18 protein-coding genes and 1 other RNA gene are annotated in these 15,990 nt (G+C 72.2%); 4 read left to right on the top strand and 15 right to left on the bottom strand.

Features of this window, described 5'->3' with window-relative positions; all coding sequences use genetic code 11:
* Nucleotides 1–9 precede the first annotated feature (9 nt).
* Nucleotides 10–1,443: an NAD-dependent malic enzyme gene (locus DT076_RS11290; protein WP_407642725.1), complete on the bottom strand. Its 1,434-nt coding sequence runs from the start codon at nucleotides 1,441–1,443 to the stop codon at nucleotides 10–12.
* Between the two features lie 63 nt (nucleotides 1,444–1,506).
* Complete coding sequence (folP, locus tag DT076_RS11285) at nucleotides 1,507–2,415, bottom strand: dihydropteroate synthase (protein ID WP_199539126.1); 909 nt, start codon at nucleotides 2,413–2,415, stop codon at nucleotides 1,507–1,509.
* A 67-nt stretch (nucleotides 2,416–2,482) separates the two neighbouring features.
* On the opposite strand from folP, the gene DT076_RS11280 reads away from it, so the two are divergent.
* Nucleotides 2,483–3,211, top strand: coding sequence for a Pr6Pr family membrane protein (locus tag DT076_RS11280; protein ID WP_147264131.1), 729 nt, complete (start codon nucleotides 2,483–2,485; stop codon nucleotides 3,209–3,211).
* Here DT076_RS11280 and DT076_RS11275 read toward each other — a convergent pair.
* Together DT076_RS11275 and DT076_RS11270 are read right to left on the bottom strand one after the other, a co-directional pair.
* Entirely contained in the window at nucleotides 3,159–4,334 is a 1,176-nt protein-coding gene (locus DT076_RS11275; protein ID WP_147264130.1) for a hypothetical protein, read from the bottom strand. The two genes, DT076_RS11280 and DT076_RS11275, sit on opposite strands and share 53 nt — an antisense overlap.
* Nucleotides 4,335–4,374: 40 nt before the next feature.
* On the bottom strand, nucleotides 4,375–4,740 hold the full coding sequence (locus DT076_RS11270) for a MerR family transcriptional regulator (protein ID WP_198671440.1): 366 nt from the start codon (nucleotides 4,738–4,740) through the stop codon (nucleotides 4,375–4,377).
* Nucleotides 4,741–4,936: 196 nt separating this feature from the next.
* Here DT076_RS11270 and DT076_RS11265 point away from each other — a divergent pair, with 196 nt between their 5' ends.
* Nucleotides 4,937–6,469 (top strand): SulP family inorganic anion transporter, encoded by a 1,533-nt coding sequence (locus DT076_RS11265; protein WP_114126769.1) that lies wholly within the window; start codon nucleotides 4,937–4,939, stop codon nucleotides 6,467–6,469.
* Between the two features lie 11 nt (nucleotides 6,470–6,480).
* Here DT076_RS11265 and DT076_RS11260 read toward each other — a convergent pair whose 3' ends face one another.
* From DT076_RS11260 to DT076_RS11250, 3 genes are all read right to left on the bottom strand, one after another.
* The gene (locus DT076_RS11260) at nucleotides 6,481–7,896 is read right to left on the bottom strand and encodes a Gfo/Idh/MocA family oxidoreductase (protein ID WP_114126768.1); all 1,416 of its coding nucleotides are present in this window, start codon (nucleotides 7,894–7,896) and stop codon (nucleotides 6,481–6,483) included.
* A gap of 138 nt (nucleotides 7,897–8,034) precedes the next feature.
* Nucleotides 8,035–8,283 (bottom strand): hypothetical protein, encoded by a 249-nt coding sequence (locus tag DT076_RS11255; RefSeq protein ID WP_114126767.1) that lies wholly within the window; start codon nucleotides 8,281–8,283, stop codon nucleotides 8,035–8,037.
* A gap of 8 nt (nucleotides 8,284–8,291) precedes the next feature.
* Nucleotides 8,292–8,606: a hypothetical protein gene (locus DT076_RS11250; protein WP_114126766.1), complete on the bottom strand. Its 315-nt coding sequence runs from the start codon at nucleotides 8,604–8,606 to the stop codon at nucleotides 8,292–8,294.
* Between the two features lie 141 nt (nucleotides 8,607–8,747).
* Here DT076_RS11250 and DT076_RS11245 point away from each other — a divergent pair, with 141 nt between their 5' ends.
* A complete protein-coding gene (locus tag DT076_RS11245; RefSeq protein ID WP_114126765.1) occupies nucleotides 8,748–9,026 on the top strand; it encodes a hypothetical protein in 279 nt (92 codons plus the stop codon).
* 58 nt (nucleotides 9,027–9,084) lie between these two features.
* On the opposite strand, the gene ssrA is transcribed toward DT076_RS11245, so the two are convergent.
* Nucleotides 9,085–9,452, bottom strand: a transfer-messenger RNA (tmRNA) gene (ssrA, locus tag DT076_RS11240).
* Nucleotides 9,453–9,557: 105 nt separating this feature from the next.
* On the bottom strand, nucleotides 9,558–10,169 hold the full coding sequence (locus tag DT076_RS11235) for a DUF1707 and DUF4870 domain-containing protein (protein ID WP_158548111.1): 612 nt from the start codon (nucleotides 10,167–10,169) through the stop codon (nucleotides 9,558–9,560).
* 101 nt (nucleotides 10,170–10,270) lie between these two features.
* Between DT076_RS11235 and DT076_RS11230 the strand changes: the two genes are divergently transcribed.
* On the top strand, nucleotides 10,271–10,654 hold the full coding sequence (locus tag DT076_RS11230; RefSeq protein ID WP_114126763.1) for an FKBP-type peptidyl-prolyl cis-trans isomerase: 384 nt from the start codon (nucleotides 10,271–10,273) through the stop codon (nucleotides 10,652–10,654).
* 7 nt (nucleotides 10,655–10,661) lie between these two features.
* Here DT076_RS11230 and smpB read toward each other — a convergent pair whose 3' ends face one another.
* The 6 genes from smpB to prfB all read right to left on the bottom strand — a co-directional run bounded on the left by smpB (nucleotide 10,662) and on the right by prfB (nucleotide 15,917).
* Nucleotides 10,662–11,162 (bottom strand): SsrA-binding protein SmpB, encoded by a 501-nt coding sequence (smpB, locus tag DT076_RS11225; RefSeq protein WP_114126762.1) that lies wholly within the window; start codon nucleotides 11,160–11,162, stop codon nucleotides 10,662–10,664.
* A 112-nt stretch (nucleotides 11,163–11,274) separates the two neighbouring features.
* Nucleotides 11,275–11,499, bottom strand: coding sequence for a helix-hairpin-helix domain-containing protein (locus tag DT076_RS11220; RefSeq protein ID WP_114126761.1), 225 nt, complete (start codon nucleotides 11,497–11,499; stop codon nucleotides 11,275–11,277).
* The gene (locus tag DT076_RS11215; protein ID WP_114126760.1) at nucleotides 11,500–12,858 is read right to left on the bottom strand and encodes a M23 family metallopeptidase; all 1,359 of its coding nucleotides are present in this window, start codon (nucleotides 12,856–12,858) and stop codon (nucleotides 11,500–11,502) included. It abuts the gene before it with no gap.
* A 130-nt stretch (nucleotides 12,859–12,988) separates the two neighbouring features.
* The gene (ftsX, locus tag DT076_RS11210) at nucleotides 12,989–13,888 is read right to left on the bottom strand and encodes a permease-like cell division protein FtsX (protein ID WP_114126759.1); all 900 of its coding nucleotides are present in this window, start codon (nucleotides 13,886–13,888) and stop codon (nucleotides 12,989–12,991) included.
* A 53-nt stretch (nucleotides 13,889–13,941) separates the two neighbouring features.
* Nucleotides 13,942–14,628, bottom strand: a complete 687-nt coding sequence (ftsE, locus tag DT076_RS11205) for a cell division ATP-binding protein FtsE (protein WP_114126758.1) — start codon at nucleotides 14,626–14,628, stop codon at nucleotides 13,942–13,944.
* A 176-nt stretch (nucleotides 14,629–14,804) separates the two neighbouring features.
* On the bottom strand, nucleotides 14,805–15,917 hold the full coding sequence (gene prfB / locus DT076_RS11200; protein WP_114126757.1) for a peptide chain release factor 2: 1,113 nt from the start codon (nucleotides 15,915–15,917) through the stop codon (nucleotides 14,805–14,807).
* Nucleotides 15,918–15,990: the final 73 nt, after the last annotated feature.

The following is a 15,990-nucleotide window of genomic DNA, read 5'->3' as shown; positions in this document are numbered from 1 at the left end:
GCAGCGTCCTCACAGGACGGCGTCGCCGGACACCTCCGGCAGCTCGGCCGCACCGCCGGCGGCCTCGCGCACCGCGGCGGCGACGTGGTCGTGCACGTCGGGGTGGAAGACGCTCGGCATGATGTAGCTGGCGTTGAGCTGGTCGTCGGCCACCACCCCGGCCAGGGCGCGGGCGGCCGCGATCAGCAGCGACATCGAGATGTTGTGGCTGCGGGCGTCCAGCAGACCCCGGAAGACACCGGGGAAGGCCAGCACGTTGTTGATCTGGTTGGGGAAGTCCGAGCGCCCGGTGGCCACCACCTCGGCGTGCACGGACGCCTCGGCGGGGTCGATCTCCGGGGTCGGGTTGGCCAGCGCGAACACCACCGAGCGGTCGGCCATGGTGGCCACGTCGTCGGCGTCGATCACCCCGGGCGCGGAGACCCCGACGAACACGTCGGCCCCGGCCAGCGCCTGCTTCAGGGTGCCGGTGAAGCCCTCGGCGTTGGTGTGCTCGGCGATCCAGCGCAGGTTCTCGTTGAGCCCGTCGCGGTCGCGGTGCACCACCCCGTTGATGTCGGCCACCACCACGTGACGGGCACCGGCGGCCAGCAGCACCTTGAGGATCGCGGTACCAGCCGCCCCGGCGCCCGACATGACGATCCGGACGTCGCCGAGCTCCTTCTGCACCACGCGCAGCGCGTTGTAGAGCGCGGCCAGCACCACGATCGCGGTGCCGTGCTGGTCGTCGTGGAAGACCGGGATGTCGAGGGCCTCCCGCAGCCGGGCCTCGATCTCGAAGCAGCGCGGGGCGGAGATGTCCTCCAGGTTGATCCCGGCGAACCCGGGTGCGACGGCCTTGACCACGCTGACGATCTCGTCGGGGTCGGTGGTGTCCAGGCACAGCGGCCAGGCGTCGATGTCGGCGAACCGCTTGAACAGCACCGCCTTGCCCTCCATCACCGGCATGGCGGCCTTCGGGCCGATGTCGCCCAGACCGAGCACGGCCGTCCCGTCGGTGATGACGGCGACCGAGTTGCGCTTGATCGTCAGCCGGCGGGCGTCCTCGGGGTTCTCCGCGATCGCCAGGCAGACCCGCGCCACACCGGGGGTGTAGATCATCGACAGGTCGTCACGGGTGCGGATCTGGTGCCGCGGCGCGGTCTCGAGCTTGCCGCCCAGGTGCATGAGGAAGGTGCGGTCGGAGACCCGGCTGACGGTGACGCCCTCGATCTGGCCGAGGGCCTCCACCACCTCCGCGGAGTGCTCGGTGGAGCTGGCGCCGATGGTGACGTCGATCTGGACCTGGGCCTGCCCGGAGTCCGAGACGTCGAGAGCCGTCACCGCACCACCGGCGGCCTCCACCGTGCGGGTGAGCTGGCTGACGGCCTGCCCACCGGCAGGGGCGAGGATGCGGACGGTGATGGAGTAGGCCACCGACAGGGCCCGGGTACGCGGTGAGATCACGTCGGCCATGCTCTCACGCGTCCCCACCGGTGGCGGGCACGCCGGTGGGCCGCGTGCCGGTCAGACGTTGTGGCGGAGGAAGGCCGGTTCGCGCAGCCCGAGGACGGCCTCCACCATCCGCACCGCGTCCACGGTGGCGACCACGTCGTGGGCGCGGACGATGCGGCCGCCGGCGAGCACGCAGGCCACCGTGGCGGCGAGCGTGCCGGGCAGGCGTCCGGGCTTCTCCCGGTCCAGCGTCTCGCCGATGAAGTCCTTGTTCGACACGGCCACCAGCGTCGGCAGCCCGAGCGTGGTGAACCGCGCGAACCCGGCCACCAGCGCCAGCGTGTGACGGGTGTTCTTGTTGAGGTCGGGGCCCGGGTCGACGACCAGCTGGTCCAGACCCACCCCGGCGGCCACCGCCGTGGCCACGCGCTGCTCCAGGGCGGCCAGCACCTCGGCCACGACGTCGTCGTAGTGCGGTGGGCGGGGCAGGTGCCGGCCCGGTTCGGCCAGGGAGTGGGTGAGCACCAGCTGGGCCCCGCTGGCCGCCGCCACCTCGGCCATCCGCGGGTCGTGCAGCCCGGAGGTGTCGTTGATCACGGCCGCCCCGGCGGCCACCACCGCCTCGGCCACCTCCGGGCGGGTGGTGTCGACCGACAGCGCGACATCGCTGCGGGCGGTGACGGCCTCGACCAGCGGCAGCACCCGGTCCAGCTCCTCGGCCGGTCCGACCGGCTCGGCGTCGGGTGAGAACGGCACCCCGCCGATGTCGACCAGGTCCGCGCCCTGCTCGGCGGCGCGCAGGCAGGCCTCGGTGGCGGCGTCCAGGGAGAAGGTGCGTCCGCGGTCGAAGAAGGAGTCGCGGGTGCGGTTGACGATCGCCATCACCGCGACCCGGGTGCCGAGGTCGACCTCGCGGCGGCCGAACCGGCGCCGGGGTGCGTGCAGCACCGGGTGGCGGGGGTCGGGGACGTCGCTCGGCACGGCGTCATCCCACCACACCGGTCCACGACCCCTTGTCGCGGCGGGTCCGGGCTGCCACCGTTCTCGGGTGAGCGAGGATCTCCAGCTGCGCCCCCTGCCACGGCTCGTGCTCGGCGTGACCGGTGGGGTGGCCGCAGTCGCCCTGCTGGTGCAGCTGGCCCTCGTCCTGTCCGGCCAGGCCACGCTGCTGCCCGACGGCACACCGCCGCCGACCTGGCTGGCGCTGGTCCGACTGGTCAGCTACTTCACCATCCAGTCCAACACCCTGGTGGCGGTGGGCTGCCTGTGGCTGGCCCTCGGCGGGCGGGTGCCGGCCGGCCGAGCCGGCCGGGTGCTCCGCTGGGTCCGGCTCGCCTCGCTGATGGGCATCACCCTCACCGGGGTGGTGCACTGGTTCCTGCTCCGCCCGCTGCTCGACCTGGACGGTGCGCGTGCGCTGGTCGACGCCCTGCTGCACATCGTGGTGCCGCTGCTCGCCGTGCTCGGCTGGCTGCTGGTCGGTCCCCGGAGCCAGACCTCGGTGCCGCTGGCCGGCGCCGTGCTGCTCTGGCCGGTGCTGTGGACCGTCGCCACCCTCGCCGTCGGCCTCACCACGGCCTGGTACCCGTACCCCTTCCTCGACGTCCAGCGCAACGGCGGGGGGACGGTGGCCGTCGCCTGCCTGGGCATCACCGTCGCCTTCCTGGTCGTCCTCGCGCTGGTCGTCCTGGTGGACCGGCGGCTGCCGGCGCCGCTCGAAGGCGTCACGCCCTCAGCGCGATCCGCCGCACCCCCGCCAGCTCGACGTCGGGGGTGACGGAACGGCCGGCGACCGGGTCGACCACGACGAGCCGGCCCTCGGCCACCAGCAGCAGCCGGTTGTCCGGCGTCCAGACCGCCGAACCCGCGGGGTCGGCGAACCCCAGCTCGGCCTCCAGCGCGGCGACCTCCCGGTTCGTCGCCAGGTCGACCACCCGGAAGCCGCCGCGGGCGAACCCGCCGGGCTCCACCAGCCAGCGACCGTCGGGTGAGGTGGAGGCCGATCCCGGATAGCGCCCGGCGTCGTCGGGACGCGCCGGGCCGAGCACCCGGTCGGTGCCGGTCCGCCGGTCGTGCACGAGCCGCTGGCAGCGCATCCGCTCGTCGCAGTCGACGGTGAGCAGCACCCGGGGACCGGCCGCCAGCACCCGGCCGCGGGTCACCCGCTGCGGCGGCTGCGCGGCGTCGAGCAGCCAGACCCCGCCCACCCCCGAGAGCAGCAGCCCGCCGGCGCCGTCGCCGGTGCTCGCGCCCCAGCCCAGCAGACCGGGCAGCCGGTCGGTCGGGGTGAGGGGCTCGCCGGCGAGGCTCCACCGGCCGACGGTGAGCTCTCCCCCGCCCGCCCCGCTGACCTGCCACACCGTCCCCGCCGGACCGGGCACCAGCTGGGCGCCGCGCATCGTCTCCTCGAACCGCACCCGGCGCGCCGGCTCGCCGTCGCGGACCAGGTCGGTCGTCCCGGACTCGGCGGAGTGGATGAGCACCTCCCGCTCCCCCACCGCCATCACCGCCGAGCGCCCGGGCGCGCCGGCGATCCGGGTGGCGGTGCGGGTGAGCTCACCGGTGGCCAGCTGGATCCGGAACAGGTCGGTGGCGGTCTGGGCGAACAGCTCCCAGCCCGGGTCGGCGTCGGCCAGCAGCGGCCGCCCGAGACTGCCGGTGACCGGCGGCGCGTCCTCACCGGACGGCCGGCGCGGGGTCGGCGAGGGGGCGTCGGTGACCGACGGCTGCGGGCTGGGTGCCGGCGCGCTCTGCTGCTCCGGACGCGCCAGGGCGACTGCCACCGCCAGAGCCACCGCGACCACCACCGCGGTGCCGAGCAGCAGCAGCCCGCGACCGGCCGGCCCCGGCGGGTCGGGGTCGAGGTGGTCGACCCGGTCGTCGTCCTCGTCGACGCTCATGCCCCAGTATCTCCGGGCCGCCCGCGGGGGTGGTGCGGGGTCAGTCGCCCGGGACGTGGGAGCGCAGCAGCGCCAGGAACTCCTCGGCCCACGCCACCTGCTGGGCCAACCGGTCGCGCCGGCGCTCGGTCTCGGCCACCAGGTCGCTCAGCCGGGCCCGCTCCTCGGTCCCGGCCCGGCCGTCGGACAGGGCGTCGATGACGCGCAGCAGCGCCGCCATCTCCTCCAGGCTGTAGCCCAGCGGCTTCATCCGGCGGATCAGCAGCAGCCGGTCCAGGTCGTCCTCGGTGTAGAGCCGGAACCCGCCGTCGGTGCGGCCGGACGGCTTGAGCAGGTCCACCTCGTCGTAGTGGCGGATGGTGCGCAACGAGAGCCCGGTGCGTTCGGCGAGCTCACCGATGTGCATGGTCCGGGCAGCACGACCTTCGGGTTCCCGGCCGTCGGACGCCTGTCGCATGCAACCCTCACGTGGTGGTAGGTTTCCTGCCCGCGGAGCGGGTGGCCGGTGCCGTCCGGCAGGCCGACACCGTAGCGCGCCCGCACCCGACCCTCCGGCGGCAGCGTCGCCGTCCCCCGTCCCGAACGCCGCACTGGGAGCCAGCATGTCCGCCGACACCGTCCCGCCGCCTGCGCCGAGCGCGCGGACCAGCACCAACCCGACCGTGCTGACCGCACTGCGCACGCCACGGGTGCTGCTGCGCGAGGTGCTGGCGGGCCTGGTCGTGGCGCTCGCGCTCATCCCCGAGGCCATCTCCTTCTCGATCATCGCCGGCGTGGACCCCCGGGTCGGGCTGTTCTCCTCCTTCGTGATGGCGGTGACCATCGCCTTCGTGGGCGGGCGGCCGGCCATGATCAGCGCCGCCACCGGTGCGGTCGCGCTGGTGATCGCGCCGGTGATGCGCGAGCACGGGTTCGACTACTTCATCGCCACCGTGCTGCTGGCCGGCGTCCTGCAGATCGTCCTCGGCCTGCTCGGGGTGGCGAGGCTGATGCGCTTCATCCCGCGCAGCGTGATGGTCGGCTTCGTGAACGCGCTGGCGATCCTCATCTTCCTCGCGCAGCTGCCCCACCTCGACCCCCGGTCGGTGCCCTGGCTGGTGTACCCGATGGTGGCGGTCGGGATCGCGATCATCGTGCTCTTCCCCCGCCTCACCAAGGTGGTGCCGGCGCCGCTGGTGGCGATCGTGCTGCTCACCGTGGTCACCCTGGCGGCCGGGCTCTCGTTGCCCGACGTCGGCGACCAGGGCGCCCTGCCCGACAGCCTGCCCGCGTTCTTCCTGCCGCAGGTGCCGCTGACGCTGGACACCCTGCAGATCATCGGCCCGACCGCGCTGGCGATGGCGATGGTCGGGCTGCTGGAGTCGTTGATGACGGCCAAGCTGGTCGACGACATCACCGACTCCGGCTCGGACAAGACCCGGGAGTCCTGGGGCCAGGGCGTGGCCAACATCGCCTCGGGCCTGTTCGGCGGGATGGGCGGCTGCGCGATGATCGGCCAGACCATGATCAACGTGAAGGTCTCCGGCGCCCGGACGCGGATCTCCACCTTCCTCGCCGGCGCCTTCCTGCTGGTGCTGGTCGTGGTGCTGGGTGACGTGGTGGCGCTGATGCCGATGGCGGCCCTGGTCGCGGTGATGGTGATGGTCTCGGTGGCGACCTTCGACTGGCACAGCGTCCGGCCCTCCACCCTGCGCCGGATGCCGCTGGGTGAGACCGTGGTGATGGTGGTGACGGTCGCCGTCGTGGTGGCCACCCACAACCTGGCCATCGGCGTGGGCGTCGGGGTGCTCACCGCGATGGTGGTCTTCGCCCGCCGGGTGGCCCACTTCGCCACCGTGACCCGGACGCTGCGCGAGGAGGAGGACGGCCCGGTGGCGTACTACCACGTCGACGGCGAGCTGTTCTTCGCCTCCAGCAACGACCTCACCACCCAGTTCGACTACGCCGCCGACCCCGCTCGGGTGGTGGTCGACATGCGCGACAGCCACATCTGGGACGCCTCGACCGTGGCCGCGCTGGACGCCGTCGTCACCAAGTACGGACGCCACGACAAGCAGGTGGAGATCGTCGGGCTGAACGAGGCCAGCGCGGCCCGCCACGGACGGCTCACCGGCACCCTCGGCGGCGAGGGCTGAGCCGACCGGCGTCAGTCGGGCATGTCCGTCTCCTCCGAGTCCAGCCCGGGACGCGCGTCCCGCCACTGCCCGCGCGTGAAGTCCGGCACCTCGACCGGCGCCCCGTCGGCCTCCAGCGAGGCGACGCTGAGCGGCACCGGGGAGCACCAGGCGGCGGCGTCGTAGACGTCGATGTCGGGGACCAGCCCGGCCCGCAGCTGCTGCACGACCCGCCACTGCAGCAGGTAGTCCATCCCGCCGTGGCCGCCGTTGGCCGCCTCGTCGCCGAGCTTCCTCCACAGCCAGTGGTCGTACTCGGCGCGCACCTCGGCGAACCCGCGCCAGGTGTGCCCGTCGTGGTGGGGCTCGAGGTAGACCCGCGCCCCCGTCTCGTCGGTGCCGGCGTAGTCCTCGAGGATGCCGCGGGAGCCGGCCAGGGTGTTGATCCGGCTGTAGGGCCGCGGTGAGCTGACGTCGTGCTCGGCGCGGATGACGCGCCCCTGCTCGGTGCCGATGAGGCAGGTGACGAGGTCGCCGTTGATGTAGGTCTCGTCCCAGGAGCGGTGGTCACGCGGGACGAAGCGCTCCCGGTAGTCGGCCAGGCCCCTGGGCGGGGTGTCGGTGGCCTGCAGGGTGACCATCCGGTCGCCGCGGTTGATGTCCATCGCGGCCGCGATCGGAGCCAGCCCGTGCATCGGGTAGAAGCTGGCGCGGCTGCGGGTGTGCCAGAGCCGGCGCCAGTCGTCGGTGTAGTAGCCGTCGGCGAAGAGCAGCTCGCGCAGGTCGTGCAGGTAGCCGCCGTGGCCGTTGGTGATGTCGCCGAACACGCCGTCGTGGGCCATCCGCAGCATCGCCAGCTCGTTGCGGCCGTAGCTGCAGTTCTCCATCAGCCAGAGGTGGCGCCGCGTCTTCTCCGAGGTGTCGACCAGGTCCCACAGCTCGTCCAGCTCGGTGGCCACCGGCAGCTCGACGCCGACGTGGGCGCCGGTGCGCAGCGCAGCCACCCCCTGCTCGTGGTGGAACTCCCACGGGGTGGCGATGTAGACGAGGTCGAGCTCCTCGCGCGCGAGCATCTGCTTGTAGCCGGTGCGGCCGCGGCTGTACTCGGTGGGACGGGGCTTCCCCTTCGCGGCCACCTGGTCGGCGGCGCGGCGGGCGCGCTCGGCGCGGACGTCGCAGACCGCGACGACCTGCGCGCCGGGGACGTCCACCCACGCGGGCAGCATCCCCATGCCGCGGTTGCCGAGACCGATCAGACCGATCCGGACGACCTCGCGCGGCTCGAAGGGGACGCCGATCATGCTCTGCTGGCCGCGCGGACGCGGCGGGGACGGCTGCGGGACGACGTCGGCGGCGGCGGGCAGGGCCGTGGCGACGGTGCCGGTGGCGGTGCCGGCCAGGGCTCCGCCCAGGACCAGGCGACGGGACAGCGGGGGCAGGTCGGGCACGGGGGTGACCTCTCGTCGGTGAGCTGGGGGTTCTGTCGACCCTCGCCGCTGCGGCGTCTGCTGTCAATGGTCTGGACCGGGCCGGAGCACCGCACCCCGGGCTGGCGACCCGGGGGTGCGGGATGAGGCGAGGCGGGCTCAGTCCTGCGGCTCGCCCTCGTTCTCCCGGTCGGGGTCGCTGGTGCCGTAGCCGCCGGAGCCGGAGAAGCCGGGCTGGCCGGGGTCGAGGTCGTCCTCGTCCACCTGCAGGCCGGGGCTCGCGCTCGGCAGGCCGCCCTCACCGCCCCAGCTGCCGTCGGGATCGGGCAGGCCCATCTCGGTGCCGCCGGCCTCGGTCCCCTCGTCCCCGGTGTCGCCGGGCTGGTCGGTGCTGCCGGAGTTGCTCATCAGCGGCCTCAGACCCGGTCGTCGGGCGCGGGCGCCGCGGTGTCGTCCTGGGGGACGGCCTCGCCGACGTCACCGGCCGGCATCCCGCTCCCGGGCACCCCGGCGCCGGGCTCGGCTTCCGAGGGGGCCGGCTCCGCCTCGCCCCACGTCGCGTCACCGGGACCGATCGTCGACTCCCCGCCCGTCGGCCCGTCGACGTTGTCGTCGCCCCAGCGGCCGTTGTCGGTGCTGGTGCTGGCCGCCTGCTGCTCGGTGGTGGTGTCGGGGCCGGTGCCCTCCCCCTCACCGGTGACGGCGTCCTTGATCTTGTCGAAGATGCCCATCTCGTGCTCCTTCCGATCGCGGTTGTCCCCTCTCCCGTACCCCGCCGTAGCCCCCCGACGCACGCCACCCGGCACGCATGGCCGGCACCGGGCCGGGGTAGGAGGCGGGTGTTCGCAACCCACGTCCGGAAGGAGCCCGAGATGGCCTCGAAGAGCCACACCACCACCGACCACGACGAGATCCGCCGCTGGGTGGAGGAGCACGACGGCAAGCCCGCCACCGTGAAGGGCACCGCCGACGGCGACGACACCGGCGTGCTGCGGATCGACTTCCCCGGCGGCACCGGGGAGGACGCGCTGGAGCACATCGAGTGGGACGAGTGGTTCGCCACGTTCGACGAGAACGGGCTGGCGATGCGCTACCAGGAGGAGAAGGCCAGCGGGGAGGACAGCACCTTCTTCACGCTGGTCCAGCGCTGAGCAGACGCGACGAGGCCGCGCCCACCGTCGACGGTGGGCGCGGCCTCGCGCACTCACGGGGTGGAGGTGGCGGGAATCGAACCCGCGTCCTCGGAAAGTGAACCAGGGCTTCTCCGGGCGCAGCTGGCTAGTCGGTTTCTCGGCCCCCACGCTCGCGCCAGCACGTCGTGGACAGGCCCAGCCCTAGTGAAGTCCCCGTCGCGCCCTAGGACCTACCGCGACGAGCAAGTCTCCTTGATGAGGCCAGGGTCCGGGTCGGAGACGGCACCCGGTCTGACCCTTCGGTCACTGCTCAGGCAGCGAGAGCGAAGTCAGTGCGCTTAGAGTCGGCACTTGTTGGTTTCCAAGGAGCATCAACGAGTTGACCTTGGATCCTCGGCCCGCTTCCCCTGGGACGACTGTCCCAAGTCGAAACCGATCACCCCCTGTGAAGTTGTCCGCCCACCATACGCGCTCCGCACCATGCCTCGCACGCACCTCGGGCTTCGGAGGGGTCAACCGCGGAGCACCGCGCGGTATTCCCCCGCCCGATCACTTCTCCCGCAGCACCTGCAGCTTGGCGATCTTGGTGGCGGGGTTCTGCCAGTCGTCACCCTGGGCGGCCTTGGCCCCGCCGACCACGGTGCCGAGGAACCACACCACGGTGACGATGGTCGGCAGCACGCCCTCGAACGGGTCGGGCAGCGGACCGGCGAGCACGCCGGAGACGATCAGCGAGATCAGGCTGAGCAGCTGGAAGTTGAAGGCCTTGGCTGACTCCTTGCGCGGGTAGCTGCCCTCGGGCGAGAGCAGGAACACCAGCCCGGGACCGAAGAAGCTGCTGAACATGCCGGAGAAGTGCCCCAGCGCCGCCGCGCCCTTGCCCACCTGCGTCCCGGCACGGGCGACCACCGCGTTGGTCGGCTGGTAGGCCGGGTGCACCCCGAGCGCCCGGGAGGTCCGCGGCACCTCCACCAGCCCGTAGAAGGCGAGGTTGAGGTCCCGGCGGGTGACGGCGGAGATCACCTGGCCGATCCGGCGGTCGAACTCGTGCTCGGTGATCCGCCCGTCGGCATAGGCGTCGGCCAACCAGGCCTCGGCGCGGTCGCGCTGCTCCTCGGTCACCGCCTCGTTGAGGCTGGGGTGCTCGTGCATGGTGTTCATGCTCCCACTGTGCGTCGCGACCGCCGGCCGCTCCATCGGGCTTCCCCCTGGACGCACCCTGCCCGGCCCGGGGCCGCCGGCCCACGGGTAGGGTCGCCGCCATGACGAACAGCACGCCCGAGAAGCCCGAGGTCGACTTCCCCGAGGGCCCGGCGCCCACCGAGCTCCAGGTCACCGACCTCACCGTCGGCGACGGTCCGGAGGCGCGGGCCGGCAGCACGGTGAGCGTGCACTACGTCGGTGTGGCCTACAGCAGCGGTGAGGAGTTCGACGCCTCCTACAACCGCGGCGCCCCGCTGGACTTCCGGCTCGGCTCCGGCATGGTCATCAAGGGCTGGGACGACGGCGTGGCCGGGATGCGGGTGGGCGGACGCCGCCAGCTGGTGATCCCGCCGCACCTGGCCTACGGCGAGCGCGGTGCGGGCGGCGTGATCGGCCCGGGCGAGACGCTGATCTTCGTCTGCGACCTGGTCGCCGTGCGCTGAGCGGCGCTCAGCGGGTGCGGACGCCCTTGTTGCGCGCGGTGATCTTGTTGCGCGCGGCAAGGGCCTTCTCCGCCTCCCGCTTGGAGTCGCGCTCGGCGATGGCCTGACGCTTGTCGTACTCCTTCTTACCCGTCGCGACGGCGATCTCGACCTTGGCGTAGCCGTCGCTGAAGTACAGCGACAGCGGCACCACGGTCGCGCCGGAGCGTCCGAGCGAGCGCTCGATCTTGTCGATCTCGCGCCGGTGCAGCAGCAGCTTGCGGGTGCGGCGCGCGGTGTGGTTGGTCCAGGTGCCGTGGCTGTACTCGGGCACGTGGGCGTTGCGCAGCCACGCCTCGCCGTCGTCGACGGTCACGAAGGCGTCGGTCAGGTTCGCCCGACCCGCCCGCAGCGACTTCACCTCGGTCCCGGCCAGCACGACACCGGCCTCGTAGGTGTCGCCGATGTGGTAGTCGAAACGGGCCTTCTTGTTCTGGGCCACCAGCACGCGGCCCTTCTCCTTCGGCATCGTCCGTCCTCTCCTGCTCGGCGTGACGGGTGCACCACCGCCGACGCCGGACGCACGAGCCTACCGCGGCCACCCGCACGGGGTGGTGCACCCGCCGGGGCGCGCGCCGCTGCTAGCGGGTCGGCTCGTCGGCCAGCGCCAGCCCGCGCTCGGCGAGCGCCTCCTGCAGCAGGCGGACCGCCCGGGGGCCGACGCCGTGCAGGGCGAGCAGGTCGCGCTCGGACCAGCGCGCCACCTGCTCCAGCGTGGTCAGGTCGGCGCTGAGCAGCGCGCTGGTGGCGGGACGTCCGATCCGGGGCAGGTCACCGACCTGCTCCGGGACGTCCCGGGTGCTCACTCAGAACCAGCTCATCGGGTTGATCATGGTGCCGTCCTTCCACGTCATCAGGTGCAGGTGGCACCCGGTGGAGTAGCCGGTCGACCCGACGTAGCCGATCACCTGGCCCTTGCTGACCCGGTCCCCCACCCCGACCGTGTACTTGGTGGCGTGGTTGAACGCGGTGGTGATGTAGCTGCCACGCACCTTGCCGTGGTCGATCAGCAGGCGGTTGCCGTAGCCGGCGTTGAAGTAGCGCTCGCTCACCCGGCCGTCGTAGGGCGCCTTGATCGGCGTCCCGCAGCCGGCGCCGAAGTCGGTGCCGTCGTGCAGCTTCCAGTAGCCCAGCACCGGGTGCAGCCGCATCCCGTACTTGGAGGTGATCGGGCCCGACACCGGCATGATGAAGCTGGTGTCCTCGTTCGCCGACTTCTTCGGCGCGGACTTCTTCGGGGCCGACTTCTTCGACGGGGAGGACTTCTTCGACGACGACGACTTCTGCTGCGCCTCGGCCCGCTCGCGGGCAGCCCGCTCCTCGGCCTCGCGCGCCTCACGGGCCTCTCGCGCCCGGCGCTCCTCCTCGGCCTTCTGCGCCGCGATCCGCTCGGCGATGCGCTGCTCGACCGACTTCCGCTCGTTCACCAGCTCGTCGTAGCGGCGCTGGTCGGCGGCCACCTCCTCCTCGGCCGCCCGGCGGGCGGAGTCGGAGGCGGCGACCAGGTCGGCCACCTCCGCGCGCTGGGTCTCAGCCTGCGCCTCCAGGTCCTGCTTGACGACCAGGTTCGCCGCCGCCTGCTCGCGGTCGGCGGCCACCTGCTCCTCGATCTCGGTGCGGCGCTGCTCGGCGGCCTGCAGCTTCTGCTGCAGGGTGCGCAACCGGTCCATGCCCGCCTCGGCGGTGTCGAACATCGTGGTGGACCACTGCATCTTCGTCTGCAGGTCGGACTGGCTCTCGGTCTGCAGCAGCATCGCCACACCGATCAGGTTGGTGCGCTGCTGGTACTCCTCGCGCACCACCTCACCGACCGCGGCCTTCTGCTCGTCCAGCGCGAGCTGGTTGTCGGCCACCGCGACCTTGGCCTTCTCCAGCTCCTCCTGCGCCAGGTCGAGCTTCTCCTGCATCTCGGCGTCCAGCTGCTCCGCGGCCGCGAGCTCCACCTGGGTCTGGGCCAGACGCTCCTCCGCGGCGCTGAGGTCGGCCTCGGCTGCCTGCAGCGCGGCGACCGCGTCGTTCAGGCCCTCGGTGGACTCGTTGAGCTCGTGCTGGGTCTGGGCCTCCTGCCGCTGCAGCTCGTCGCGGCGGTCGGTGAGGTCGTCGGCCTGCGCCGTGGACAGGCACAGCGACAGCCCGACGGCACCGGCGGCGACCGACAGCAGCACCCGCCGGAGCGTGGTGCGGAGGGTCGGGTGGGTGGTGTGTCCGGGAACGCCGCAAAGGGCGTGAGGAAGATCCCGTGTCACGATCAGTGATCCCCAATCCTTCGTCGACGGTACCGCCGAGAGAATTCGCTCATACTCGTAGATACCGCCGGGTGGCGATGATCGTCGGCACTATAGACAGCACGATCCCGACGATCGCAACCCCCACCATGGCGAAAATGCCTTCCGGCCAGCCGATCCAGGCTCCAGCCTGGAGTGAGACTTGAGGGTTTGCGGTGAGGAACAGCACCATCGCGACGATGGCCCCGCAGGCCAGGGCGATACCCAGCACGCCCGCGATGAGGGACTCCAGCAGGAACGGCGCCATGATGTAGAGGTTCCCGGCGCCCACCAGCCGCATGATGCCGATCTCGCGCCGTCGGGCCACCGCCGCCATCCGGATGGTGTTGCCGATCTGCAGCGCGGCGGCCAGCAGCAGCAGGCCACCGGTGGCCATCGCGGCGATCTGCAGGGCCTGCAGCACCCCGATCAGCGGTTGCAGGTACTCGCGCATGTCCTGCACCGCCTGCACCCCGGGCAGCCCGGCGACCGCGCTGACCACCCCCTCGAACTGGGCGGGGTCGACCAGCTTCACCCGGAACGACTCCTGCATCTGGTCGACGGTCAGAGAATCCTGGACCGGGCTTCCGTCGAATGCCTCCTGGAATTCGGCGTAGGCCTGTTCCTTGGTCTCGAACTCGACCGCGGCGACCTCGGAATTCGATTCCAGCGTCTGACGCACCTGCTCGCGTTCGGCGTCGGTGATATCGGCTCCGGGGGTGCAGTTGTCACCGGCGGTCGCCTGGGTGCACAGGAACACCGAGATCTCGACCCGGTCGTACCAGCGGCCCTTGAGCAGGTCGGCCTGCTGGTAGACGAGGAGTCCGGCCCCGAAGAGGGTGAGCGAGACGAAGGTGGTGACGACGACGGCCACCACCATCGTGATGTGGCGGCGGAGACCGGACCAGGTCTCGGAGAAGATGTGGCGCATGGGTCAGCAGTCCTGCTCGAGTGGGCGGGCGGGGGTACGGCGGTCGGGGGTGCTCACTGGTAGCCGTACACCCCCTTCACCTGGTCGCGGACGACGACGCCGTCGGCGAGCTGGACGACCCGCTTGCGCATCTGGTCGACGATCGAGGAGTCGTGGGTGGCCATCACCACCGTGGCGCCGGTGCGGTTGATCCGGTCCAGCAGCTTCATGATCCCGACGCTGGTGGCCGGGTCGAGGTTGCCGGTGGGCTCGTCGGCGATGAGGATCCGCGGCCGGTTGACGAAGGCGCGCGCGATCGCCACCCGCTGCTGCTCACCGCCCGACAGCTCCTCGGGCAGCCGGTCGCCCTTGCCCTCCAGTCCGACGAGCTCCAGCGTCTCGGGCACCAGCTGGCGGATGTCCTTGCGCGAGCGCCCGATCACCTGCAGCGCGAAGGCGACGTTCTCGTGCACGGTCTTGCCCGGCAGCAGGCGGAAGTCCTGGAACACCGTGCCGATCTGGCGGCGCAGGCCCGGGATCTTCCAGTTGTGCAGCCGGTTGACCTCACGCCCGGCCACGAAGATCCGTCCCCGGGTGGGCCGGTACTCGCGCAGCACCAGCCGCAGGAAGGTCGACTTGCCCGAGCCGGACTGGCCGACGAGGAAGACGAACTCGCCCTTCTCGATCTCGAGGTCGACGTTCTTCAGCGCGGCGCGGCGCTGACCGTCGTAGGTCTTGCTGACATCGTCGAATCGGATCACGGTGAGGGTCGGACCGGGGGTAGGCGCAGGGAAGACCGAGGAGGGTCTGAGAGCCCTGCCCGGTGGTGACCGGTCCACCGGGAGTCTAGGTCGCGCTGCTGCCGTGGTCGCACATTCGACGGGGCTCGGCGGGTTGAGAGGCTCTCAGTGCGCTCTCAACTCCCCGCCGCCGGGCCTCAGGCGTCGGCCAGCTCCGCGCTCCGGCGCCAGCGGATGCCGCTGTCGAGGAAGGCGTCGATCTCGCCGTCGAAGATGCCGTCGGGGTTGCTCTCCTCGTGCTCGGTGCGCAGGTCCTTGACCATCTGGTACGGGTGCAGCACGTAGGAGCGCATCTGGGAGCCCCAGCTGTTGCCGCCGTCCCCGCGCAGCGCGTTGAGCTCGGCCTCGCGCTCCTGGCGGGCCCGCTCGAGCAGCCGGGACTGCAGCACCCGCAGCGCCGCCGCCTTGTTCTGCAGCTGGGACTTCTCGTTCTGGCAGGACACCACGATGCCGCTGGGCAGGTGGGTGATCCGCACCGCCGAGTCGGTGGTGTTGACGCTCTGCCCACCCGGTCCGGAGGAGCGGAAGACGTCGATCCGCAGCTCGTTCTCGGGGATGTCGATGTGGTCGGCCTCCTCCGTCACCGGCAGCACCTCGACCCCGGCGAAGGAGGTCTGGCGGCGTCCCTGGTTGTCGAAGGGCGAGATCCGCACCAGCCGGTGCGTCCCCTGCTCCACCGAGAGGGTGCCGTAGGCGAAGGGGGTCTTCACCGCGAAGGTGGCCGACTTGATCCCCGCCTCCTCGGCGTAGGAGACGTCGTAGACCTCGGTGCCGTAGCCGTGGCGCTCGGCCCAGCGCAGGTACATCCGCAGCAGCATCGAGGCGAAGTCGGCGGCGTCCACCCCACCGGCCTCGGCGCGGATGGTCACCACCGCCTCGCGCTCGTCGTACTCCCCCGACAGCAGCGTGCGCACCTCGAGCGCGTCGATGGAGCGGCGCAGCGAGGCCAGCTCGGTCTCGGCCTCCGCCAGGCTGGCCGGGTCGCCCTCCTCCTGGGCCAGCTCGACCAGGACGCCGAGGTCGTCCAGCCGGCTGCGCAGCGAGGTCAGCCGCTCCTGCTCGGCCTGCAGCGCCGACAGCCGCGCGGTGACCCGCTGCGCGTTCTCCTGGTCGTCCCACAGGTCGGGCGCGGAGACCTGCTGCTCGAGCTCGGCGATCTCCTGCTTCTTGCGGGCGGGGTCGAGCACGGTCTCGATCGAGGTCAGGGCCCGGTCGAGCTCGGCGATGGCAGCAGGGAAATCAGCAGGCACGAGGTCACATGCTACGCCTCCGGGCCCGTGGACGCCGCCGGTCGCCGGCCCGTCGGGGCCTAGGATCAGGGGC

Source organism: Desertihabitans brevis, assembly GCF_003327535.1.
Lineage (GTDB): Bacteria > Actinomycetota > Actinomycetes > Propionibacteriales > Propionibacteriaceae > Desertihabitans > Desertihabitans brevis.
This window is presented reverse-complemented; position numbering and strand designations above follow the sequence as displayed.